Below are 22,712 nucleotides of genomic sequence, written 5' to 3'. Positions count from 1 at the left end.
GACAATCACTTCGGCCTCAGCGCGCGCCGCGGCCGTCGGCGGGCAGGCCGGTCCGTAACGCGGCTCGGGCCCCGCGCGCGACGCCCGCGCGTCTACCTCTGAATGAATTTCCAAATCCCGATCCGGGTTTGCATCGCCATGAAAAACTTATTCATTGGCGACGCCAGCCCAATCTCGTCGCCAAGTTTCAAAACGGAATGGATTGGGATTTACATCAGAGAGCCGCCATGAATGCGCAACAACTGAGCGACCGTTTCCAGGAACTTTCCCAAACCCCGAGCACCCGCCACAATTCTCCCCACCAGGAACTGCTGAACTTCACCGTCCGGGTCGTGGACAATGAATATGACCTCGCGCGCGTGCGCCAGCTTCGTTCACTGGCCTACGGGCATCATTTGCCACTGCTGGCCGCCCAGTTCGGCGCGGCCGACGCCCTGGACCGTGACCCGGACGTCGTCATTTTCTGCGCGGAGGACAAATCCAGCGGCGACCTCGTCGGCTCATGCCGGATCCAGGTCAACCGCCGCCGCGCGCTGCAAATTCACGCCAGCATTGAGGAGCCGCCACACCTGCGCGGCCGGCTGGTTTCTGAAATTACCCGCCTGGTGGTCCGCCCCGGCTATGGCGACCGCCTGGTGCGCATGGCGCTGGTCAAGGCCTGTCACCTGCACAACATCGCCCTGCAGGTTTCCGGCATTTACGCCGGCTCGCGGCCTGCGCTCATGCGCCAATATCGCGCGCTGGGCTTCTCGGACCTGTACGCCGACCAGCGCGAAGTGCCCCTGAAACATGCCGGCGGCATACCGCACCGCATTCTCTGGCTGGATTCCGTCAGCGCCGAAGCCGAATGGTCCGCCATGAAACATCCCTACCACGCCTTCGTCTTCCGGACCTGGCATCCCGATATCATGATATTCAGCAAATGCTTTGCGGGGCTGCTGGCCGAGCCGCCCCGCCAGGATGTGGAGACGGCATCCGCCTGATTCCCTTCAGGGCCGTGGGCCTGGCGGCCACGGCCTTGCAGCGGCTGCTCAGGAAAACCGCCCACGCCTGGCGCCGTCGCCGGATTGCAATTGCGCCAGCACCACGCGGACCAGGTCGGTGCCGGTATAGGGCTTGCACAAGTGCGCATCCGCGCCCGCCTGGTGCGCCAGTTCGACGTCGTCGGTGCCGCACCGTCCCGAAACCACGACGACGGGCAGGCGCGGCAAATTCATGCGTGCCTCGAATTCCCGGATCTTGCGAACGGCCGTGGTGCCGTCGAGTCCCGGCATGTCGCTGTCCATCAGCACGATGTCCGGCCGTTGCCGTTGCAGCGTCGCTTGGTAGAGGGCCATGTCGCCCTGTCCCACCACGCTGACCGCCATGCCGTGCATTTCCAGCGTCGAGCGGGTCAATTCGGCCGTCATGGGGTCGTCCTCGGCCACCAGGGCATGGCCCTGCAGCAATACCGGCAACGCCGCCTTCTGCTCGCCGCCTTTCGGGTGCAGCGATACGACCACCTTTTCCAGCCGGACCTTCAGGGTGAAAGTGGAGCCCACCCCGATTTCACTGGCCACTTCCAGCGAGCCCTTCATGGCCGAGGCCAAGCGCCGGCTGATGCTCAGCCCCAGGCCGGTGCTGCCCAATCCCGCGCCATCCGGATGCCGGGCATGCCTTGAAAACGGCTCGAATATCGTCGCCAGGTTCTCAGCGGCAATGCCCTCGCCGGTATCCGTGACCTGCAGCACCATGTGGCCCTTGCCGTCGTCGTCTTCGACGCGCAGGGTGACGCGGCCGCCCCGCGGCGTGAACTTGATGCCGTTGCTGATCAGATTGAGCGCCACCTGCCGCAGCCGCCCCGGATCGGCATGCACGTGGCAAGGCGCTGGAAGCGCATTCTTCACGTCGAATCCCACGCCCTTTTCGCGCCCGATCATGGACCCGATGCTGCCCAGTTCTTCCACCAGGTCGTGCAAATCGAACACCTCCGGGCGCAATTCCACGCCGGCCGCCTCCAGCCGGCCGAAATCCAGCACGTCATTGACCAGCCCCACCAGATGCTCGCCGGATTTGACGATCATCGCCGCCGCCTTGGCATTGGAAGGGTTGCTCGGGTCCTTGGCGATCTGGTGGCTCATGGCCAGGATGCCGTGGATCGGCGTGCGCAATTCATGCGTGATGCTCGACATCAGGTCGGCACGCATGCGCGACTCGTTCCTGGCCATTTCCAGCGCAATTTCATTCTGATTCTGATACTTGCGGATGGCGCGGCTCTGGATGATGCGCTGCTCTTCGTCCTTGGCCGCCTGCCGGGCATTGAGCAGCAGCACCGAGCCGAAAATGGCCACGCCGAGCGCCGTGCTGTGGCCAAAACCCGAGCCCAGCAGCATCAGGTACAGGCCGGTTTGCGCAACGATCGGTCCGCCATAGAGCAGGCCCGCGATCCAGTCCGATTCCAGGGTATGCATGGCCACCGCCGTGATGCCGCACAGCACGGCGGCCGTCCACAGCAGGGTTTCTTCCGGCGCGCCGGCATGCAATGCAAGCAAAACGATGCTGCCCAGTACCAGCCCGTCCAGGAAAAGCGTCAGCCGAACCCAGGCCACCCATTTTTCAGGCGCGGGCCGGCGTGCCTTGCGGTTTTTCCATTGAAATACCAGGGCCAGCCGCCACAGCGTGACCAGCGCCTTCACACCCAGCCAGGCCAGCACGGCCACACCCAGTTGCCGGTGCAAATATGCAGCCATGACGATGGAGAAAAACAGCGCGCCAATGGCGCCGCTGCGCACCCTGACGGCAATACTCTCGATCTGGTCATGATGGACCAGCGCCATCAATTCATGATCCTGGCGTGAAAGGCGCAGGATTTCGGCGTTGCGGTCCTGGCGGTTGTCCTGCGTCATCGAAGCGGTCTCCATGCTGCGGCCGAGACGGCGCCCTGCCGCGCGTCGCCAGGAGCCTGACCCATGCCGGCCCCGCGGGCCCGGCCGCCGCGGGGGTGCGACGGCGCGATTGTCCTCCTTCACCCGGGATGTGGAAGAACGTCACGCCGTGCCGGCGTGGGCGGATCCGCGGCACGGCGCGGCACCACGGGCGACGAGGCCGTCGCGCAAGCCCGGGCATCGGCGCTACAGTGCCCATGCGCATCACGCGGCGGCGCGGGAAGCGTACCCCCGGAAAAGCGGTCGGAGCCGGGGGACGATTTCAGGCGCCTTTTTATTGAAACTGTTTATTGACGGCGGAGTTTTCTCCTTGCATGCCAAACCGTTTTGACCTGAACATGTCAACGCCCACCAACACACCTTATCCCCTGGGCGCGCAACTGGCCGTTTCGCTGCTCAAGCGGCATGGCATTCCACAGCACAAGCATTCCACGACCATCCGGGACGTCCTGGGACTTTCCTACAGCCAGGCGCATCGCAAGATCAACGGTGATTCACCCTGGAATCCGGAAGAACTGGAATTGCTGGGACGCCATTTCGGTGATTCCTTCACCGCCGTGGTGCTGGCTGCCGCCGAGGCGGAGCAGCGCGTCACGGCCCAATTGGTGCTGGGAAAAACCATGGTCAACGCCTACCTCTGGCCCGGGAAGCGGGTTGCCAACGTGCCCGACGGCACCCTGGTGGCCGTACCGGTGAATTCGGAATGGCTGATTTGCCCCGTCAATGATGCCGTGCGCGACAACTGCCACCTGATCAAGCGCATCCTGATCGAGCAACCGCCCGCGCAAACGACCCGGGTGGCCGTGCTCGACGACACCGAGGAACTGGCCACGACGCTGTCCACCTCGTTTTCGGAAACCGGCGTTCAATCCCAGCCGTTTTTCACGGTCGAATCCCTGCGGCCGAAAATCCTAGACTATGACGCCTTCGTGCTCGACTGGCTCGTGGGCGAGGTCACCGCCAAGGACCTGATCGCCGACATCCGCCGCGCCAAGCCCGATGCGCCCATTGCCGTGCTGACCGGCCAGATCGGTTCGGGCGTCGCCAGCGAAGCGGAGGTCGCGGCGCTGATGGCCACGCACAAGATATTGTTCTTCGAGAAGCCGGTGCGTTTTTCCATCATCAATGCGGCGATTTCGCAGGCAGTGGCGAGGAAATAGCGGCCAGCAGCTCCCGGCGCGACGGCACACCGGCCATCACCGCATCGAACGGCCACGGCTGGCCGGGTTTTTCATCGTCGGTGCGGGCATTGAAGGCCAGTATTCGAAGACTGTTTCCCGGCCCATGGCCACCCTTGAGCGCCGCGGCCAGGCGCAGCGCGCCGCGCCGGGGCAGATTCATGTCGATCAGCAGCAGGGCAAAAGTCCGCGCCGCCAGGCGGTTGGCGGCCACCGGCCAGGAGGCGACATGCTCCACGCCGTCCGGAAAATACGTCGCCAGTGCCGAGAGCAGGTTTTGAGAGGGCGGCTGCGGTGCCAGCACCAGGGCGCGAAGCCCGGCGTCCCGGGCGGCCTGCCCACTCTCCTCGGTGGCAATTTCGCAGGGCAGGCTGACGTGGAATTCCTGCGACAAGGCGGGCTGGCTGCTGGTTTCCAGGCGCCCGCCCATGAGTTCCACCAGGGTGCGGATCAGCGTGAGGCCGAGATGGTCGTTGAGATCGCGCTGCTTCGCGCTGCCTGACAATTTCGAGGCGTGAAGCGCCGCTGCCGCGACAGCGTCGCCCTGCGGGGTTTCGCGCTCGCCCCTGACCAGGAAGGAAACCATGCCCGACTCGTCTTTGCGGGCCTTCATGACCAGGGTCAGCGCGTCCGGCCGCAGCGTGGCGAGCACGTGCCGGGAGATGCTGGTCAGTATCTGCACGATCTTGTCCGAATCCGCGATGAGAAAGGCGGGTTCCTGCGGCACGATCTTGATGATTTGCTGTCCCCGGTAATCCGGGTGCGCCATGATTTCCGAAGCCACCGAATCGAGCAGCATGCCGGCCTCGAAAGCCGAGGGTTCGAGTTGCAGTTGCCAGGCCTCGGCCTGGGCCAGCGTCAGCAGGTCGCGCAATTCCTGTGACAGCTTGGCCGCGGAGGCCGATATGTTTTCGATGAGCCTTTGCCGCATGGCCTGGTCTGCCTGCGAATCCATCAGTTCCAGCGCCGAGACGATGGCCTGCAGGGGAGAGCGCAATTGGTGGCTGGCCCGTGCCAGAAATGCGCTCCTGGCCACCATGGCCGTTTCCAGCGCCTGCGCCTTGGCGGCCACGACGTCCTGCCGGCGCCGGTGCTCCAGCCCGCGATACCAGGGCATGAAAAAGGCGGCTGCCAGCACTGCCATGAACAGCAATGCCAGCGCCAACTGGGGCTGAAATCGCCAGAAGGGATGGCCGAAATACAGCAGCGGCGGCAGCGCCAGCATCATGCCGGCCCAAGCCAGGCGGAATGCGGCCAGGCCATGGTGCAGCCCGGCAGCCACGCACAGGAACACGGGATAAGGCGCGAGAAATGCCGTGACCGAGGGCGCGTCGCACAGGAATACGGCAAATACCACCGGATCCGCCAGCAAGGTGAAATACTGGGTCCTGACCAGCCCGTCGGGGAAGTGCTTGAGTGCCAGGTATTGCACCAGGCCCAGCACACCGTAGGCCGTGACCAGCAGCGGCGCCAGCCACAGGTATCCGAAGGCCCCGTCGCGCCACGGTCCGGTCAGGGCCATGGCGGCCAGGCCGAGCACGGCGTGCCCCACCCGTCCCAGGGCGCGCCGGCGCTCGCGATAAAAGCGCCCCGGCGCCGGATGCGCTCCCGAAAACAATTTCATCAAGGGGTGGCGCATCGATTTGCCGGGCAGTGCGGCGCAGCCCCGTTGCCGTTATCGACAGGCCGCGCCCGTGCAATCCCGTGGGCGCCCGCCGGTTCGTGGCGTCGGTGAAATGCGTCCATGGCGGCACCTGTTCCACACTGGATTCACATTCCCGGCCAGCGAATTCGCGCGAGCCGGGTGCCTTCATTTACTGCTGCGGGCCAGTGTACCAACGGCTAATTTCGGCGCGGCCGCACGGCAGGCTGCGCCGCGGCGCGGCGCGGCCGGGGCCGGGGCCGGCTGCCCGCGGCGTCGGCCCCAACGGCATGCCGCCCCGTTCCGGGCATCGCGCCTGCGCGGCCGGCCTGGATTGCCACTTGGCGCCGGCCCGGTGGCCGCGACCTGCCACGCGGGACGGGACCCGACTTCAGGCGCCGGTGCCCGGGCTGGTGATGGCGTTGCAAACATTCCATCCGTTGCGATGAGGGGAGGGAATGCTTCCATCTGACGGTTATGATTCCCTCTAATCTTTCATCAGAGAAAAGAATCGGTTGTGCAGTACGGCGCCGTCATGTCGCTGACGCTGGAGCTTCGGCATGCAGGCGGTCCAGTGTTCGATCCACCACGAAAGGGTTCCCCGTGTCTCTGGACCCTGTTGCAGGGCCGGCTGCTTCAAGCCCGGCCGTTGTGGTTCGCGGCGATCACGCGGGTGAACCCGTCGCCGCCCGGCCCTGGCCGGACGATCCCGCGGCGCAGCTTCTGCGTCAGGGGCGGCGTGCCGGGAGGTCCCGCGTGATGGCGAGCCGGTTCCAGGCTCCCGCACCGGATACCGCCGTGCCCGCTGCTACGGCGGGCGGCCGCGCCTGGCTGCTCATGGCCGACGACGGCCATGCCGAGCAGGTCGGCGCCGAGCTCACGGCCGCGGGCTGGCAGGTCGAGCTGCAGCTGGGCAGCCTGCAACTGCTGCTGCTGCACTTGTACTGCGAAGCGGCGCCGCCGGACGTGCTGCTGTGCGGGCTGCGCCTTGACGACGGCGATGCCTTCCGCCTGATGCGGCTGCTCAGCGGCGATCCGCGCGCGCCGGCGCTGTTCTTCACTACGCGGCAGCCGCGCGGCGTGCTCGACAACGCACTGGCCATGGGCGAGGCCTGCGGCCTGGAGGTGGCGGGCGGCGTGACGTGGCCGGCGGCACCGGGCCGCATCGCACAGGCGCTGCGCACCTACCGGCAGACACCCGGGGCGCGGACGGCGGCCGCTGACGCGGGCGAGCTCACGGCGCCGGAGCTGCGCGCGCTGCTGCAGGACGACGGACTGCATGCCTGGCTGCAGCCGCGCGTGCGCCTGCCGGGCCTGGAAGCGGTGGGCGTCGAGGCGTTCATGCGCGGCGTGGCCGGGGACGGCTCGCTGCTGGGCCCGCAGCGCCTGGTGCCGGCGCTGCAGCGCCACGGCCTGCTGGAGTCGGCGACGCTGGTGCTGGCACACCAGGTGGTCGCCTTCCTGGCCGGGTGCCGGTCCGAGGGCATGGCGCTGACGGGCTCGATCAACGTGTCGCTGCACTCGCTCTCGGATGCCGCCTTCTGCGCCGAGCTGTCCGAGCTGGCGCAGCGCCACGGCATCGACCCGGGCTGGATCACGCTGGAGATTTCCGAGAAGGACACCGCGGCCGACCTGCCCACGGTGATCGAGAACACCGCGCGCTGCAGGCTGCTGGGCTTCAACCTGTGCATCGACGACTTCGGCACGGGCTACTCCAACCTGCTGCAGCTGTCGCGGCTGCCGTTCTCGGCGCTCAAGATCGACCAGAGCTTCATTGCCGGCATCGATTCCGACGCCACGCGCCAGGTCATCGTGAAGGCCTGCGCCGACTTGGCGCACGGGCTGGGCCTGCGCGTGGTGGCCGAGGGCGTGGAGACGGCGGCGCAGCTGCAGGCGGTGGGCGCGGCGGGCTGCACCGAGGCCCAGGGCAGCGCGCTGTCGCCACCGATGCCCCTGGACGAGGCCCGGCAGTGGCTGCGGTCGCTCGAACCGGGCCGGCGGCCCCGCGCGACGCCGCGCTGAGGTCCGGCGCCACGGCCGCGACGATGATGCGGCCATGAACACCACCCTCGTCCTCTACCACGGCCGCTGCGCCGACGGCTTCGGCGCGGCCTTCGCCGCCTGGTTGCGCCTGGGCGACACGGCCGACTACCGGGCCTGCGTCTACGGCGAGGACGCGCCCGACGTGAGCGGGCGCGACGTCTACATCCTGGATTACTCCTTCAGCCCCGAGGTGCTGCGCGACATGGGCGCGCGCGCGCGCAGCATCACGCTGCTCGACCACCACGTCTCGGCGCAACGGCAGCTGCAGGGGCTGCGGCTGGCCTGCCGCTGCCGGCTGCATTTCGACCTGGCGCGCAGCGGCGCGGCGCTGGCCTGGGAGCATTTCCACCCGGGCCGGCCGCTGCCCTACCTGCTGCAGTCGGTGCAGGCGCGCGACCTGTGGACCTGGGACGTGCCCGACGCGCGTGCCTTCCTGGCCGCGCTGGACCTGCTGCCCGCCCAGTTCCCGGCCTGGAAGGCGGTGCTCGACATGGACCCGCAGGCGCTGGCGCGCATGGTCGAGCGCGGGCAGGCCATGGAAGACAAGTTCCAGGCGCTGTGCGCCGCCATCGCCGAGCAGCCGTCACCGCTGCGCATCGACGGCGAGTCCGGGCTGATGGTCAACGCGCCGGCCGAGTTCGCCAGCGCCGTGGGCAGCCTGCTGGCACGGCGCAGCGGCACCTTTTGCCTGGTCTGGCGCATCGACGAGGCCGCCCGGCTCAAGTGCAGCCTGCGCTCGGTGCCGGCCTTCGACGTGGAGCGGCTGGCCACGCGCTTCGGCGGCGGCGGCCACGCCCAGGCCGCCGCCTTCATCCTGCCGGGGGCGCGCGTGCTGGAGCTGCTGCAGGGTTCGCTGCGCTCGCAACCCGGCGGCTGAGAGTCGCGTCCGCCCGGCCTGCCCGGGCGGGCCGCTTTCGGGACATTCCTGGGGCCCCGTCGCGGCCCGGCGTGCGCGCGGGCCACAGGTTTGTCACGGCTTGTCACCATCTCCTCCCGGGACTCTTTGATCAGGCGCGGCCGGCGCAAAGCCGGCATCGTTGGCGCACTTTCCGAAGACGGCTCGACCACAGGGCCACCGGGCCGGACGCGAAGTCCGGCGACGCCACCCAAGCTCCAGGAGCGAACGCCATGACCATTGCCGCGCTGCTGTGCCGTCTCGTTGCCCCGACCCGCCTTGCCGGCGTGGCGCTGTCGGCCGCCGCGGGCTGCAGCGCCGCCCTCGCCTACCCCAGTTTCCAGGTCAACGAATCCGCCATCCCCGGCACCGGCACGAACGTGATCAGCGTGGACCGGATGGGCGTGAGCTATGCGTCGCAGATCTTCCAGCAGGTCGCCGGCGGCCTGGGCGGCGGCGACGATCCGTTCCGCGAGGTCGGCTACCTGCAGATCACCGGCTACGGCAACGGCGCCGCCATCCTGCCGGCTTACCTCAACGGCATGGGCAGCACGGGCTACGGGCTGTATGCGACCTTCAGCATCGACGGCGAGACCGATCCTGGCGCGAGTTCCGGCTCGGTCCATGCCCGGTTCCTGTCGGGCCATCTGACGCTGTGGGCCGACGTCAACAGCAACACCGTGCTGGGCCTGGCGGGCACCGGCAGCGGCATCAGCGTCCAGGGCAGCAGCGTCAGCGACGACGTCGCGCTCGGCACTGCGCTGCTGACCGCGGGCGAGGCGAGGCTGTTCACCAGCATGGTCGGCGGCAGCTTCAGCGCCGACCTGCGCCTGACGCTCAACGGCACCGGCCAGCAGCTGTTCCAGCTTGGCGGCGGCAACTTCTACGAGTACCTGCACCTCAGCGGCAACAAGACCTGGGCCGCCAACCCGGCCGGCGTGCTCGGCAGTGGCGGCACGGTGTGCTCCAGCGGCGCGGGCACGCTCAGCGCCTCGCCCTTCGCCGACGTGAACGCGGTGCCCGAGCCATCGTCGGCGCTGCTGCTGGCCACGGCGCTGATGTGCCTGGCCCTGACCTGGCGCCGCGGCCAGGACTGAGCCGGGGCCCGGGATGCGGGCGGCGCGTCAGCACCGCGCACTGCCGACGTCGCGGCGCACCAGCCGGTGCACGGTCACCTCGGGGCGGCAGTTCAGCCGCACGTCCAGCAGCGAGGACCCGCAGCCCACCGAGGTGTAGCCGCGCATGGCGCCGTGGCGCCAGGGTCCGCGCGCCAGGGCCCGCGGCGCGCTGGAACAGGTCATGACCGGGATGCCCCCGGGCAGGCACAGCTGCCCGCCATGGGTGTGGCCGCACAGCATGAGGTCGAAGCCGCAGTGCGCCGCCTCCAGGTAGGGCTCGGGCGCATGTGACAGCAGCAGCGCGCAGGCGCCGTCCGGGATGGCATCGGCCGCCTTGTGCAACGCATGCGCGCGGAAGTAGTGCGGGTCGTCGATGCCGGCGATCCACAGCGCCTGGCCGCCGCGCCCGACGCACGCCGCCTCGTTCATCAGCACCCGCACGCCCAGCGCCTCGATCGAGGGCAGCATGCGGATGCTGTCGTGGTTGCCCAGCACCGCGAAGGTGTCCGGTGCCAGGTGCGGACGCAACGAGGCCAGCGCCTCCATCGCCGGCTGCCAGGGCCCGTGCGTGCGGAAGCGGAAGTCGCCCGTGATGACGCACAGGTCGTGCGCCACGCCGCGCACGCGCTCGACCAGCGCGGCCATGAAGCCGCCGCCCACGTCCAGGTGCAGGTCGCTCAGGTGCAGCAGGCGAACGCCCTCGAAGGCCGGCGGCAGCCGTTGCAGCGCCACGTCGTGCTCGCGCAGCTCGATGCGCAGCGTGTTGCGCCGGGCCCGCTCGCGCAGCCCCACCAGCCTCAGCAGCGCGTGCAGCAGCGCCGGGCGCGCCACGCGGTGCTCCAGGAACTGCAGCAGCGGCCCCTTGCGCAGCACCTGCGTCTCGTCCGCGCTTTCGAGCGCCAGGCGGTGGCGCAGGTGCGCGGGCCCCAGCCGCGCGGCCAGCGCCTGCAGCGCCGCGGCCTGCGCGTCGGCCGGCGGCGGCGTCCTCATGGCCGCGCCGGCCCGCGGCCAGGCGCCCTGCCCGGGCCCGGCACGCGCGTCATGCCGCGAAGCAGCGCTGCAGCTGCGCGCGCGGCGTGGCCTGCAGCCGCCGCAGCAGCGCATGGCCGGGCGGCGCGACGCCGAAGCGCGAGGCCACGTCCGCGCCGATGCGGCTCCACAGGTGGCCGGCCATCTCGGCGTCGGCCATGGCGCGGTGCGCGCGGCCGCACGGCGGCAGCTGCAGCGCCTGCGCCAGCGCGCCCAGGCGGTGGCTGCCGCACTCCGGATACAGGCGCCGCGCCAGCAGCATCGTGCAGGCGAAGGGCGAGGACGCCGGCAGCCCCAGGCGCTGCAGCTCGTGCACCCAGAACTTGCGGTCGAAGGCGGCGTTGTGCGCCACCACCGGCAGCGTGCCGACGAAGCGCGCCGCCTCGGCCATGACCTCGCCCACCGGCGGCGCCGCGGCCACCATGGCGTCGGTGATGCCGGTGAGCCGCGTGACGAAGGCCGGGATGCGGCGTTGCGGGTTCATCAGGCTCTGGAAACGGTCCACGATGCGGCCGTCCTCCACCAGCGTGACGGCCAGCTCCGTGGGGCGGTCGCCCTGCTGCGGGCTCAGCCCGGTGGTCTCGAAGTCGAGGACGGCCACGCGTTCCATGGCTGTGTCGAGTGCCGGCATGGGACTGCTTCAGGCCGTGGCGGTGGCCGGCCCTACGCAGCCGCGGGCGCGACGGAGGCGGTGATGCGGACCCGGGCCGCGGGCGCCGGCCGGCGCCGGCAGGGCCCGGCCCGGAGACAGGGACGGATTCATGGCGGGATTCATGGCGGGAAAGGGACGCAGGCCCGTGGCGTTGATGCAAGGCACGATTATTCCCGTCGCCAGGGCCCGCGGCGACCGCTGCCGGCCACCGCCCGCGGCGCAGCCCCGGCGCCGGCGGCAGCGATGGCGGGCTCGTGCACTTTGTCACGGCGGCGTAGTGGTTATCCCGCACAGTTCGATACGTGGCGCCAGCGGGCCAATGCCGGCCCATTCGAAAGGCAGGCATTCCGGGCCGGCCGGCTTTCAAGATTCCGCAATCGGCGCGGCACCATTTTCAAAACAAGAGCCGATATTCATCGTGCAGCCCTGCCCATTCATCATTTGCCATATCGGCATGGCCACCGCCTGTTTGGCACGATGCCGTCCAACGCCGGTTGTCAGCGGCAAACAATTTGACGCTGAGAGCCCGGCCGGTGCCGGTAACTTTCGCTGCGCCGGTGCCTGCAAGCAGCTTCAGTAAAGGGCGCGAAGCAGGCCGGCAGGCCGGACGCGGCCAGGAAGCCCCTTTTCAGGCCCCTCCCAGCAGGCTGCCGCGCCGGCGGCCGTTCTTCCCGCGCGTCTGGCATCGGCGCACTGCAAAGGTGCGGTGGCGCACATCGGTGCACTGAAGGCTGATCCCTCTTTTGGAGGTGGAGCTGTCGGATATCTTTACACTCGATCGAGGTAACCTTTAATTACGTTTCAAAAGATTAGGAAAATCAAGCATTTAATGGCCCATTTTGAGGCTGGCATAAGCAGTGCTTTCGTATCCGCAGGTAGCTGCATGCTACCGATTGCAATAAACAGAAACTGAACCATGTTGAGACCAGCGCCCATGACCATTCCTGTGCAGGCCGTCCGCGGCGGTTTCGGCGCGCACCTGCGCGAGGCAGAAATGTCGGCCAACCGGCATGCCGGTGTTTTGCATGCCCGGTCTCATCAGCATTTCAGGATTCATATTGCCCATTCCGCGGTGCACCGTTGCATGGCTCACCAGCTGGTGCAACGCATGTTTTCCTGGCGCGGATATCAACCGGGCAGCGCCCTGCCGGCCATGGAGAATCACTGCGGGACACTCGTGATTTGCGCCCCCGACACCGTGATGGGCACGCTGTCCATCAGCGCCGACCGGCCGGGGCAATTGCTGTCGGTGGAGAAAACCTTCGGCGAGGAGGTGCGAGCCCTGCGCGAGGCCGGCCATCGCCTGTGCGAGTTCACCCGGCTGGCCGTCGAGGCGGTGGCGCACCCCAAGGAACTGCTGGGCTCGCTGTTCCATGGGGCCTACCGCTTCGCGGAACGCGTGCATGGCGCCGGCACGGTGCTGGTCGAGGTCAACCCGCGGCACGTGCGCTTCTACGAGCGGCTGCTGGGCTTCAAGGTGCTGTCGGACGTGCGCCTGAACGAGCGGGTGCAGGCGCCGGCGGTGCTGCTGGCGCTGGACTTGGCCTGGGGGCTGCGCGAGATGGAGCGCCTGGGCGGCCAGCCCGATGCGGCCACCCGGGAGCGTTCGTTCTACCCCTACTTCCTGTCCGCCGCGCAGGAGGTGAAGGTGCTGCACGGCGCCTGGGACGCGGCCTGAGCGTGCCGCGGCGCAGGGACGGCCTCAGTTCCAGGGCGCGTCCGAGGCCGGCCAGCCGTCGCCATCCGGCGCCGCGGGCGGCACCGCCGGGGCGCGGTAGTCCTCCTGGCGGGGCGCCGTGCGGGGCTGCCGCGCAGCAGGCGCGGGTGCCGGCGCCGGTTCCGCGGAGTTCTGGGCATCGCGCTTGCGCTTGACCTGGTAGGCCGTGAGCACCTGGCTGGCCACCATGTCCAGCGACGGACGGGCCTGCCCTTCGCGGTCGGTCCAGACCTTGGGTGTGAGGGTGCCGGCCAGCGACACCGCGTCCCCGTCGCCCAGCGCCAGCAGCGCGGCCTGCGCGCCGGCGTCAAAGGCCAGAACGTTGACGAACAGCGTCTCGCCCCCGGCCGTGGCGGCGCGCACCTTCGCCGTCACGAAAGGCTTGCCGCTGTTGTTCCCCACCCGCTGCTCGGGCCGGCCGTACACCTTGCCGGCAATCAGTCCTTCGATCACGGCCCACTCCTTTTGCTTGCCACCATCCGGACGACGGTGCCGCACGGCGCACCGGCAGTGAACCGGCAATTGCCCTGCCAGTTCATGCTGCATTGCAGCAGAAATGCCGCGCCCGCGGCCGGCTTTCCGCGCCGCGGCCCGTCAGCCCGCAGGCGTGTCCCGGCGCCGCGGCGCGAGCTCGTCGTAGCCCGTGGCCGGGTCGGGCGCCCGGGCGAAATGCCAGTCGGGCAACAGCGCCAGCAGCACCTCGGCCGTGGTGCGCACCCGGCAGCCATAGCCCAGGTGCCCGCCCAGCACGCGCCCCCGGGCATCGGCCAGGCTGGCATGCAGGTGCGAGCCGTTGACGGCCAGGCTGCCGGACAGCGTCAGCAGCTCCAGCGCGCCGCCGAGCTCCAGCGCCTCGGCCGCTGCGGCCAGGCGCAGCCGGGCCGGGCCCAGGCTGCCGATGCCGCTGACGACGAATCCGGCCTCGCAGCCCTGCTGCGCCAGCGCGGCCTCCAGCGCCTGGCGCAGGTCCGCGCCGGGCGGCAGTCGCAAGGGAAGGAAGATCGGGGCAGTCATGCCGACAGCGTAGCGCCGGCGGCAGGGCGATGGCGCTGTCAGCGCTGGCCCTGGAGCGCGTTGACACGGGCCTGCGCGTCGCTGACGTCGCGCTGCAGTTCGGCCAGGTAGCGGTGGCGCTCCTCGCCTTGCCACTCGGCCGCCGAGAACCCGGCCAGCGCATGGCGTGCGCTCACATGGACCGTGCCCGCCCGGCGCTCCATCACGGCGCGGTCGGGGAACCGGTCGGGCCGCAGCAGGAAAGCCTCGACGTCGCGCAGCGTCAGCGGAAAGGCCGGCCGGGCGTCGCGCACCAGCTTGCCGAACAGGGGCAGCCGGAACGCCTGGGCGCCGGCGCCGACTTCGTCGTTGAAGCTCACCAGCGCCAGGGGCCGGCCCAGGGCGTCGTCCACCCGCCCGGTCACGACGTAGCGGCCCGGCTCCCGGACCTGCGCGCCGAGGTAGAAATTGAGCGACCCGTCTTCCATCGCCTCGCGCACCGGGCCGCTCCAGACCGCCGGCGCCGCGCCGGTGAGGGTCAGGTCGAACCAGACCGGCGCCTCGCGCCCGGCGTACGCCAGCACCGCCTCGACGCGCAGCGCGCCGGCCAGCCCGGCAAAGCCCTGCCGCGCGGGCTGCAGCCGCACGCCCTGCACGCCGTCGCCCGCCACCATGTCGCCCTCGATGCCGTCGTCGTTGAAGTTCACGCCGACCACCGGGAAGAGCGAGCCGGTGGCGGTGGCCGGCAGCTCGCGCGCCGTGGCGCGCAGCACGCGCAGCGGCTGCACCACACCGTCGTCCCGGACCAGGCTCACCGACAGGTGCACGCTCTCGTCGCCCTTGAGGAACACCCGCTCCTGCGTCGTGCGCACGTGCACGCCGCGCGCGACGCTGCCGTCGGCCAGGCGCAGCGGCGCGTCCTCCACGATGGGCAGGAACGGGCGCACCTGGTCGCTCTGCGACGACAGCGGGCGCGACTCGTGCGGATAGCGGGTGCTCTCCTCGTAGGCCTGCAGCGACTGCCGGGCCAGCTCCAGGCGCTGCTGCCAGGCCGCGAGCTCGCGCTGCCGCGCCACCAGCGCGGCCTGCGCCGCTGGCGAGGCGGACGCCGGCGCGCCGGGCGCAGCCGCTGCAACGGCTTCCCTGGACGGCAGCACAGCGGCCGAGGCGGACGGCGGCATGGGCTGTGCCGGGCCGGCGGCGCCGCCGCGCCACCAGGCCAGCAGCCCCACGGCCACCCCGGCGGCCAGCAGGCCCCATGAACGCAGCTTCATGCCGCGCTACCGGGCGTTGAGCTGCATGTGCGCGCGCAACGGCGCGACGATGCCAGCCCAGTTGTTGCCGGGTCCATGGTTGTAGATCTCGCCGTCGTCGCGCAGCAGCACCGAATGGTTGGTCCACTTGGCACGGCCATTCTGCGTGGGCAGCTTGCCCAGGGTCAGGTCATCGCAGAACCAGTCGGCCGGGTTGCAGAAGGAGCCGCCACTGGAGCCGGCTACGCCGCCGCTGGAGTGGTAGGACACCCACATGTCGTCCTGGCCGGGCAGGAGCCAGGACAGCAGGCCGCCGCTGGCACCAGCGAACATGTAGAACATTGCGCCGCGCGTGTTGTTGTGGTTGTAGAGCGAGCGGGCAGTGACGGTCTTCAGGTCGTGATCGAGCGGAAACTCCGAGCCCATGTCGGCAACTTCCGACCCCCCGGCCGCGCCGGCCGCGACACCGACCCACTTGATGTTCCAGCCCGCCTGCGTGCGCCCGTCGCTGTTGGCGCACTGGCCGTCGGCGCGGGGCACGGGCGTCTTCCTGTAGCGCGCGCTGCCGCCGTAGAGGTCGAGCACGTAGCCGATCATGAGGTTGCCCGCGCTGTGGGCCGCGACGTAGCACCAGTTGGGTCCGGTGCAAAAGCAGTCCAGGGCATCGCGCAGCCGCGACGCCTGCGTCGCAATGCGGCTGCGACCGTCCCAGTTGACGGCCTTCTTGTTGACGCCGCCATTCGCCGACGCCGGGCCCCAGTACGCGAAGTCCTTGTAGTTGCCGGGCGCGCCACCACCCTTGCGTCCGTGAATCCACAGGGTGTAGTTGGTTGCGCTGGCACTCAGGCCGGTTAGCAGCAGCGCGGCCAGCACCACGTGCCGCTGCCAGCCGGCCGCAGGTTGCACCACATGGCGGTTCGCAGCCCAGCCGGATGCCTGGCGCAATCCTGCAGCCTGGGTAGAGGGGGCGTCGAAGGGGCGGTGTTGGAGCATCGCGGCGGCTTCCGGGCGAATGGGTGATGGAAAGCCGGCCGCGATCACGACCTTGCAAGACCGGCTGAAACAACTGCACCTGCCGGCCGAATGTAAATTAATGTTGCTTCCGCTGGGTGGCGGACTGGTGTCGGGAGCGTCCTTTCATGAAACGGGAGCGGCCCGCCGAAGCGGGCCGGCGGGCCCGTCAGGCCTGCAGCGGCGAGGCCGGGGCGCCGTCGGCGGCGGCCTGGCGCCGCAGGGCCGCTGCCGCAGTGGCCGAGGGCTGCACCTGCAGGCCGTCGTCACGCACCTGGCTCACGCCGCGCACGGAGGCCGCGCACTCGAACAGCCGCGCGAGCTCGTCGGCGGGCACCGGGCCGCCCAGGCTGACGCAACCCGCGTCGGCCGTGATGCGCAGGGCCTGCGCGTCCGAGAGCACCCGCTGCAACGCGCCGCGCACGCGCTGCTCGAGCACGGCATCGTCCGGCGGCGTGCCCTGCAGCAGGCCGGCGGCGCGCGCCGCCAGGCCGCGGGCGCGCTCGCCCAGGTCCTGCGGATCCACCCCGACGAGGTCGGCACCGGAGCGGCCCAGGCGCAGCGCCTGGTCGCGCACCAGGGCCAGGCGCCGGCTGCGGTGTTGCGGCTCCAGCAGGTACATGGCCGCGACGCCGATGGCGATGCCGCCAAGCATCGGCAGCCACGGCCGGCCGCCGCCGGAAGGCGCCGCCTGCACCGGCCAGTGCTCGCTGCCGTGCCGGGCCGGGACAGGGTCGCGGGCTTCGCGCGCCAGCGCCTCGGCCCGGTGCCAAGCCCTGCGCCCGGCCTGCCGGCCCTCGTCGGCCAGCCGCTGCAGCCGGTGCGCGGCCTGGTCGCCGGCCTGCCGGCCCTGGTGGTCGAGCTGCTGCAGGCGGTCCAGCGCCTCGCGGCCGGTGTCTTCCAGCGTGTCGGCCGCTTCCCGAGCAGCCCGGGTGAGGGTGCGGCGCAGCGCCGAGCGGCGGCGCGCGCCCTGCTCGGCGTCGGTCAGGTACAACGCCGCCGCGCCGGCGGCAAGCGTCCCCAGGACAGTCCATGTACGGTTCATCGGGCACCTCCTTGCGTGAGCTGTGGCCGCCGGGGCGGCTCCAAGCGAGGTGCAAGCCCCGTTCCCGAACCGGTGTTTTCCCGGGCGGCGACCCGGGCCGGGGCGTCAGAGGACATCGGCCAGGGCCGCCGAGCTGACGCCGCCCAGCCGCAGCGCGAACTCCGCCTCGGCGTCGGCATCGGTGCTGGCGTAGGGCACGCCGGCCTCGAAGCGGCCCCTGCTGCGGGCCATGGCGCTGGACAAGCAGCGGGCTGGAGACGACCTGCCCGATGCCTGGATCGCTACAGCCGAGCAGTCACAAGGCGAACGGCCGTGCACCTTCGGCCATGATCTCCGGCGCCTGCTGCCTGCGAGCGACCTGTCGTTGCTCGATTCGTGACGACTGCTCCGTGCCGGCGTGGAGAAACCGGCCATGCCAGGCCGGGACGCGGCCTCCTGTCAGGGAAAAGGCGCAGGAGACCGTCCCTAGTGACGGCGAGGCGTCGTCTTCATCCGGCCTTCCGTCGAGTCACCCGCTGCCGCCTCACGATCACGCTGATCAGGCCGGTCCCGGCCAGCATCAGTGCGTAGGTCGAAGGCTCGGGAATACCCGGCACGGCGGACATGGCGACCACGCCCCACCTGCCCCACAGCGTGGCCTGGTGGTCCAGGTCGTTGCGCAGCAGCACGGAGATCTCCCCGCTCTCTTGCACCTGGTCGGGCGCGGACTGCCAATCGGACCTGGCCGTGATGGAGCGTGCCAGGCTGTCGCCGTCAAGGAAGCGGGAGATGAAGAACACGCCGGCGGTGCCGGACTCCGGGCGGCGCAGCAGGGGCGGAGGGTTACGGAAGGGATCGACCCTGGCCGCCAGCGTGTACTGGCCGGTGATGCGCAGCCCGGTGTGGGCGGACAGCTGGAACAGCGGCATGCCGGGCACGCCCTCGTAGCGCGCCACGGCCTTGTTCACGTAGCGCCGGGGGCTCAAGTCAGGGAAGTCTGCCGCCGCCAGGCTGGCACTGCCGGAGCCGCTGAAGGCGAACAGGCCCTCCTGCGACACCGCGGCCGAGCCGTCGGAGAAGGTGACACTGGCCGGCGCCGTGAAGCTGCCAATGGCCTTGCAACCAATGCAGTACCCCGCATTCTTGACGCGGGCCAGGGACTGGCCGGTGAACTTCACGGCGGGCGTGATGCCGTCGTTGAGATCGAGGTCCACCAGCTCGTAGCGCAGCCCGGTGAGGCTGGCGCTGGCACCGACGCTGGCCAGCACGGGCGCGGACAAGCAGGTCAGCAAGGCGGGAAGGAACGACTTCATGGCAGCACCTCCGTCAACAGCGAGGGACAGGGTCCCGGGTCGCAGCGCGGCCGGGCAAGAAGCTGCCGCAGCGCGACGAGGGGCTGCCACCTTGGGCCTACCGCTCCGGAATCGACAGCGGCGCCGTGTTACGGCGGTAACCGGACGGTGTTCACGGCTAGGGGGGTGCGATGAAGTTGGGTGATAACAGCAATTATCAACAATTTAAAAAGAACATGAAAAGGCGACGGTGTATTGAGCGCTGCAAGGCTAAAGCTTTATGCGACAAGGGCTTGGAAGCAGGCGATCACCCACGGTGATTCAGCACGAAAGCTGCTTGATAGCATTGCTATCATCCTGCCTCAAGGAGGTGACCATGGCTCAGTTCTTGGTTCGAGACGTCGAGGAAGCCGTTGCCGCGGAACTCAAGCGCCGCGCCGCCGAGCACGGCCGCAGCACGGAGGCCGAGCACCGCGAGATCCTGCGCGAGGCGCTGCTCAAGGGCCGCAAGCCGGCCAAGCGATCGTTCACGCAGGTGCTGGCGTCGATGCCCTACTTCCCCGAAGACGACGACCTCTTCGACCTGCGCTGAAAGACTGGTTTTCGCGTGTACCTGCTCGATACCAACGTCGTGAGCGAGTTGCGCAAGCGCACCAATGCCAATTGGGGCGTGCGGCGCTTCTTCGAGGCCGTCGATCCCGACGCGTTGTTCCTGCCGGCCCAGGTCATCGGTGAGATACGTGCCGGCATTGCCAAGCTGCGCCGACGCGGCGCGGCCGACGACCTGAAGCGGGCCACGGTCTACGACGCCTGGCTCACCGAGGACCTGCTGCGCAACTACGGCGAGCGGATCATCGAGTTCGACGCTGATTGCGCAATGGTCTGGGGTGAACTGCTGTCGGGTGAAAAGAAGGACCCTCACACCATCGACAAGCAGATCGCCGCCATGGCGCTCATCCGCGACATGACGGTGGTCACGCGGGATCAGGGAGCTTCGTTTTGCACGATTCCCGGCTTGAAGCTGCTCAACCCGTTTGCCGATCGGCCGTCTGGTCTCGCGGCTGGAAGTACGGAGCCGCTGCAGTAACCAGCGGATTGCGCCGTCCATACCGCACGCCTGTTGCGGCGCTTCGTCGGCGACACCAATCTCTCGGTCCGCCGACGCCTGGGCGGTATTGGGCAACCCAACCGGCGCCCCTGTTGTCCAAGTTGGACATAAGGCCGGTTGCGCTGTGCCACTTCACATAACGCCGCTTGTACCACTCTGACAAACTTTGAATTAATACCTCGCCCCCCCACCTCCCCCAGCGCGCGGCCCAGCCCATGCCCTACGGCATCCGCACCGCCAGCGGCGTGACCCGCTGTCTCAGTTCGTGTGCCAACTCGTGTGCGAAGGGATGCTCCTCTCCCGACAAGCCGTCACGGTTGGCGATCAGGAACACTGTGCGCCCGCCCCGGCGTGACTCCTGGAACTCGGCGCCGTGGCCCTGCAGCAGCGTGCGGGTTGCGTCGGCATCGCTGGAGCGCACCACGATGCGGATGGGCCGGCCCAGGTCGGGCAGCGCCTGCGCGGCGCGTTGCGCGCTCTGCACGGCGGCCTGGCGCGCGGCGTCCGGCGTCGTCGCGGCGGCCACGGAGGCCAGCGCCGGGTTGGAACCCAGCACCGCGTTCCAGAGGATGCGCTGCGTGCCCTCGGCCCAGCCACGGAAGTTGGGATCGAAGGAGAACACCACGCAACGCCCGTTGCCCACCGCCTCGTCCGCGATGGCGGCCGAGCCGGCCAGCTCCTCCACGCCGGTCTTCAATCCGGACACGTGGAAGTCCGCCGTGTCCGGGGCGGGAAAGGTGGCGGCCGCGGTGCCCAGGCCCGGCGTCATCTCGGGGTCGTCGTCGTACATGATCCAGGCGGTGGCCGCGCTCGACCCCGCCGTTGCCACGCCGGCGGCCAGCGGGCTGCTGCCGTCCAGCCGGATGCGCACCAGCGCGCCGGACGTGGCGGTGCCCGATGCCTTGAGCACCGCGGTGGAGACGCCCACGCCCACGGCGAGCTCCGCGCCGCGCTGGTAGCCGACGTAGCGCCCTCCTGCCCTGACCCAGTCCGCCAGCGCCCGCTGCCCACGCGAGCCCAGCTTCTGCAAGGTTTCCTTGGCGCTGCCATCGGGCACCACCAGCACGTCGATGCCGTCGAGGCCGGCCAGCAGCGTGTCGGGCGTGAGGAAGGTGTAGGGAAGGCTCCAGGCCTTCTCGAACAGGTAGCGCATGGCGCCGGCGGACTCGAAGCCCGCCGTGCCGGGCAGCTCCAGCAGCCCGATGCGCGGCGGGGCGGCCGGCGCCGCCCAGGCGGGCGCCGCCTGCGCGCTCGCCAGGCTGGCCTGCGGGCTGAGCACGGCACCGGACGACCCGCCGGAGACGTTGAGCAGCAGCGGGTTGCTCCAGGCCGAGACGTCGTAGCTGTAGGAGGTCGGGATGTATGGGTCTTCGTGCAGCATGGCCTGGATCCAGTGCTTCTGGCGCTGCGCCATCGGCACCCAGTAGCTGCCGGCGGGCAGCGTGACGCCGCGGGGAGCGGCGCCGTAGGGCCGGTAGTCCGGCACCTGCAGTGGCGCGCTCAGCCGCCAGACTTGCACGTCCATGCGCTGCAGCCGCCGCACGAGCTGGGCCAGCTCGCGCCGGCGCAGGGGATCGTCGGGGAAGAAGTAGTGCCGCACCGCCAGCGCCGGCACCACCTGATGGAGCGACTTGGCGTCGTCCTGGACGATGTTGGGGTCCAGCAGCCCGGCCTGCCCCTGGTCCCGCGCCTGCAGCTGCGACAGCCGCCATTCGCCCAGCAGGCGCTGGCGCTGCGCGGCCGCCGCGGACAGCGAGGACCACATCGCCACGTACTGCTCGCGCAGCCGCGTGGCGATGGCGTCGCCGTTGTGCTTCTCGAAGGTCATGCCCGCGGCATGAAAGCCGATGGTGGGCACGGAGTCGCCGTACTCGGCGGCATACAGGTCGTAGGTCGCACCGGTGAAAAAGGCGATCTTCTGGCGCCTGAACTCTGCGGCCAGCGCCGGGGCGTACAGGCCGTTGATCCAGGCCAGCGCCCGGTCGGGCACCTCGTGGTAGACCGGGTCGGCATTGGGCGGGAAGAAGTACTTCTTCTGGCCCATCTCGTGCGCGTCGATGAACAGCAGCGGCGGGTATTGGCGCAGCAGCTCCAGCTTGCCGTCGGTTTCCGGCTGCGTGCGCGCGAACCAGTCGCGGTTCATGTCGAAGCCGTAGGCGTTGCGCCGGGTGTCGGCCTCGCGGCCGTCCGGGTTCTGGATGGGCAGGATGACGACGACGCTGTTGTCCAGGATGCGCGCCGCGTCGCAGTCCTGGCGGTCGGCCAACTCGTGCAGCACCCGCAGCGCCGCGTCGGTGCCGCTTTCCTCGTTGCCGTGCACGTTGGCGCTGATCCAGAGGATGGCCGGCGTGCTGGCCGCCAGCGCGGCCGCTTCCGCCGCCGAAGTCGCCGGATCGCGCAGCTTGCGCACCGCGTCCTGCAGCCGCTGCAATCCCATGGCCGACACGTTGGCCTCGCGGCCCACGATGGCGTAGCGCAGGGGCCGGCCCTCGACCGACGTGGCCGCGACACCGGTGACCACGCGCGCGCTGGACCCGTCCACCGCCTGCAGGAAGCGGTCGGATTCGGCGCTGCTCACTTCCCGGCTGCCCAGGGCGAAACCCAGCACGCTTTCGGGCTTGGGCACGGCGCCCTGGAACACGGGCGTGGCCTGCAGCGGCGGGCAGTTCGAGGTCACGGCGGCTGCTTGCTCGCGGCTGCCGGCCGCGGCCTGGCCGGACACGGGACCGGGGCCCTCGCCGCCTCCACAGCCGCCCAGCAGCCCGGTGGACAGCGAGATCAGACCGGCCAAGGCCATGCCGGGACTGGAGTGACGGCGCGCGCAGCGGTGCAT

22 protein-coding genes are annotated in these 22,712 nt (G+C 69.8%); 9 read left to right on the top strand and 13 right to left on the bottom strand.

Annotation, left to right across the window (positions count from 1 at the left end; all coding sequences use genetic code 11):
* The first annotated feature begins 227 nt into the window (after positions 1-227).
* A complete protein-coding gene (locus tag FJ694_RS27600) occupies positions 228-983 on the top strand; it encodes an N-acyl amino acid synthase FeeM domain-containing protein (protein WP_157270757.1) in 756 nt (251 codons plus the stop codon).
* Between the two features lie 48 nt (positions 984-1,031).
* Here the strand turns inward: FJ694_RS27600 and FJ694_RS27595 are convergent, their stop codons facing one another.
* Positions 1,032-2,885, bottom strand: coding sequence for an ATP-binding response regulator (locus tag FJ694_RS27595; RefSeq protein ID WP_198321028.1), 1,854 nt, complete (start codon positions 2,883-2,885; stop codon positions 1,032-1,034).
* 377 nt (positions 2,886-3,262) lie between these two features.
* On the opposite strand from FJ694_RS27595, the gene FJ694_RS27590 reads away from it, so the two are divergent.
* The gene (locus FJ694_RS27590) at positions 3,263-4,084 is read left to right on the top strand and encodes a helix-turn-helix domain-containing protein (protein ID WP_157270755.1); all 822 of its coding nucleotides are present in this window, start codon (positions 3,263-3,265) and stop codon (positions 4,082-4,084) included.
* Here the strand turns inward: FJ694_RS27590 and FJ694_RS27585 are convergent.
* Complete coding sequence (locus tag FJ694_RS27585; RefSeq protein WP_198321027.1) at positions 4,047-5,741, bottom strand: sensor histidine kinase; 1,695 nt, start codon at positions 5,739-5,741, stop codon at positions 4,047-4,049. The genes FJ694_RS27590 and FJ694_RS27585 overlap by 38 nt on opposite strands.
* An 801-nt stretch (positions 5,742-6,542) precedes the next feature.
* On the opposite strand from FJ694_RS27585, the gene FJ694_RS27580 reads away from it, so the two are divergent.
* From FJ694_RS27580 to pepA, 3 genes are all read left to right on the top strand, one after another.
* The gene (locus tag FJ694_RS27580; protein WP_157270753.1) at positions 6,543-7,766 is read left to right on the top strand and encodes an EAL domain-containing protein; all 1,224 of its coding nucleotides are present in this window, start codon (positions 6,543-6,545) and stop codon (positions 7,764-7,766) included.
* Positions 7,767-7,800: 34 nt separating this feature from the next.
* Complete coding sequence (locus FJ694_RS27575) at positions 7,801-8,664, top strand: DHHA1 domain-containing protein (protein ID WP_157270752.1); 864 nt, start codon at positions 7,801-7,803, stop codon at positions 8,662-8,664.
* A 251-nt stretch (positions 8,665-8,915) separates the two neighbouring features.
* Positions 8,916-9,779, top strand: coding sequence for a flocculation-associated PEP-CTERM protein PepA (gene pepA, locus FJ694_RS27570; protein ID WP_157270751.1), 864 nt, complete (start codon positions 8,916-8,918; stop codon positions 9,777-9,779).
* A gap of 27 nt (positions 9,780-9,806) precedes the next feature.
* On the opposite strand, the gene FJ694_RS27565 is transcribed toward pepA, so the two are convergent.
* The 3 genes from FJ694_RS27565 to FJ694_RS27555 all read right to left on the bottom strand — a co-directional run bounded on the left by FJ694_RS27565 (position 9,807) and on the right by FJ694_RS27555 (position 12,586).
* The gene (locus FJ694_RS27565; RefSeq protein WP_157270750.1) at positions 9,807-10,790 is read right to left on the bottom strand and encodes a metallophosphoesterase; all 984 of its coding nucleotides are present in this window, start codon (positions 10,788-10,790) and stop codon (positions 9,807-9,809) included.
* 49 nt (positions 10,791-10,839) lie between these two features.
* On the bottom strand, positions 10,840-11,439 hold the full coding sequence (locus FJ694_RS27560; RefSeq protein WP_157270769.1) for a 3'-5' exonuclease: 600 nt from the start codon (positions 11,437-11,439) through the stop codon (positions 10,840-10,842).
* A 928-nt stretch (positions 11,440-12,367) separates the two neighbouring features.
* Positions 12,368-12,586, bottom strand: coding sequence for a hypothetical protein (locus FJ694_RS27555; RefSeq protein WP_157270749.1), 219 nt, complete (start codon positions 12,584-12,586; stop codon positions 12,368-12,370).
* Here FJ694_RS27555 and FJ694_RS27550 point away from each other — a divergent pair.
* Positions 12,566-13,159, top strand: coding sequence for an N-acyl amino acid synthase FeeM domain-containing protein (locus tag FJ694_RS27550; protein WP_375140259.1), 594 nt, complete (start codon positions 12,566-12,568; stop codon positions 13,157-13,159). The genes FJ694_RS27555 and FJ694_RS27550 overlap by 21 nt on opposite strands.
* A 24-nt stretch (positions 13,160-13,183) precedes the next feature.
* Here FJ694_RS27550 and FJ694_RS27545 read toward each other — a convergent pair whose 3' ends face one another.
* The 6 genes from FJ694_RS27545 to FJ694_RS37675 form a co-directional block, all read right to left on the bottom strand.
* Positions 13,184-13,651, bottom strand: coding sequence for a single-stranded DNA-binding protein (locus FJ694_RS27545; RefSeq protein ID WP_157270747.1), 468 nt, complete (start codon positions 13,649-13,651; stop codon positions 13,184-13,186).
* Positions 13,652-13,792: 141 nt separating this feature from the next.
* Positions 13,793-14,212: a PPC domain-containing DNA-binding protein gene (locus FJ694_RS27540; protein WP_157270746.1), complete on the bottom strand. Its 420-nt coding sequence runs from the start codon at positions 14,210-14,212 to the stop codon at positions 13,793-13,795.
* Between the two features lie 38 nt (positions 14,213-14,250).
* Positions 14,251-15,465 carry a hypothetical protein gene (locus FJ694_RS27535; RefSeq protein WP_157270745.1) on the bottom strand — a complete coding sequence of 405 codons (1,215 nt, stop codon included), beginning with the start codon at positions 15,463-15,465 and terminating at the stop codon, positions 14,251-14,253.
* A gap of 6 nt (positions 15,466-15,471) precedes the next feature.
* Entirely contained in the window at positions 15,472-16,437 is a 966-nt protein-coding gene (locus FJ694_RS27530) for a hypothetical protein (protein WP_232540247.1), read from the bottom strand.
* Between the two features lie 187 nt (positions 16,438-16,624).
* Complete coding sequence (locus FJ694_RS27525) at positions 16,625-17,500, bottom strand: BON domain-containing protein (RefSeq protein WP_157270744.1); 876 nt, start codon at positions 17,498-17,500, stop codon at positions 16,625-16,627.
* A gap of 105 nt (positions 17,501-17,605) precedes the next feature.
* Positions 17,606-17,731 carry a hypothetical protein gene (locus tag FJ694_RS37675; RefSeq protein WP_259373184.1) on the bottom strand — a complete coding sequence of 42 codons (126 nt, stop codon included), beginning with the start codon at positions 17,729-17,731 and terminating at the stop codon, positions 17,606-17,608.
* Here FJ694_RS37675 and FJ694_RS27520 point away from each other — a divergent pair.
* The gene (locus FJ694_RS27520) at positions 17,730-17,879 is read left to right on the top strand and encodes a hypothetical protein (RefSeq protein ID WP_157270743.1); all 150 of its coding nucleotides are present in this window, start codon (positions 17,730-17,732) and stop codon (positions 17,877-17,879) included. The genes FJ694_RS37675 and FJ694_RS27520 overlap by 2 nt on opposite strands.
* Positions 17,880-17,988: 109 nt before the next feature.
* Here the strand turns inward: FJ694_RS27520 and FJ694_RS27515 are convergent, their stop codons facing one another.
* Positions 17,989-18,792 carry a PEP-CTERM sorting domain-containing protein gene (locus FJ694_RS27515; protein WP_157270742.1) on the bottom strand — a complete coding sequence of 268 codons (804 nt, stop codon included), beginning with the start codon at positions 18,790-18,792 and terminating at the stop codon, positions 17,989-17,991.
* Positions 18,793-19,147: 355 nt separating this feature from the next.
* On the opposite strand from FJ694_RS27515, the gene FJ694_RS27510 reads away from it, so the two are divergent.
* Together FJ694_RS27510 and FJ694_RS27505 are read left to right on the top strand one after the other, a co-directional pair.
* Positions 19,148-19,363 carry a FitA-like ribbon-helix-helix domain-containing protein gene (locus FJ694_RS27510; protein WP_157270741.1) on the top strand — a complete coding sequence of 72 codons (216 nt, stop codon included), beginning with the start codon at positions 19,148-19,150 and terminating at the stop codon, positions 19,361-19,363.
* 15 nt (positions 19,364-19,378) lie between these two features.
* Complete coding sequence (locus FJ694_RS27505) at positions 19,379-19,858, top strand: type II toxin-antitoxin system VapC family toxin (protein ID WP_157270740.1); 480 nt, start codon at positions 19,379-19,381, stop codon at positions 19,856-19,858.
* A 241-nt stretch (positions 19,859-20,099) separates the two neighbouring features.
* Here FJ694_RS27505 and FJ694_RS27500 read toward each other — a convergent pair whose 3' ends face one another.
* Positions 20,100-22,676, bottom strand: a complete 2,577-nt coding sequence (locus FJ694_RS27500; RefSeq protein WP_157270739.1) for a M14 family zinc carboxypeptidase — start codon at positions 22,674-22,676, stop codon at positions 20,100-20,102.
* Positions 22,677-22,712: the final 36 nt, after the last annotated feature.

The organism is Azohydromonas aeria (assembly GCF_009760915.1).
GTDB lineage: Bacteria > Pseudomonadota > Gammaproteobacteria > Burkholderiales > Burkholderiaceae_C > Azohydromonas > Azohydromonas aeria.
Note: the sequence above shows the minus strand (reverse complement) of the source record. Positions and strands in the feature narration are given on the sequence as shown.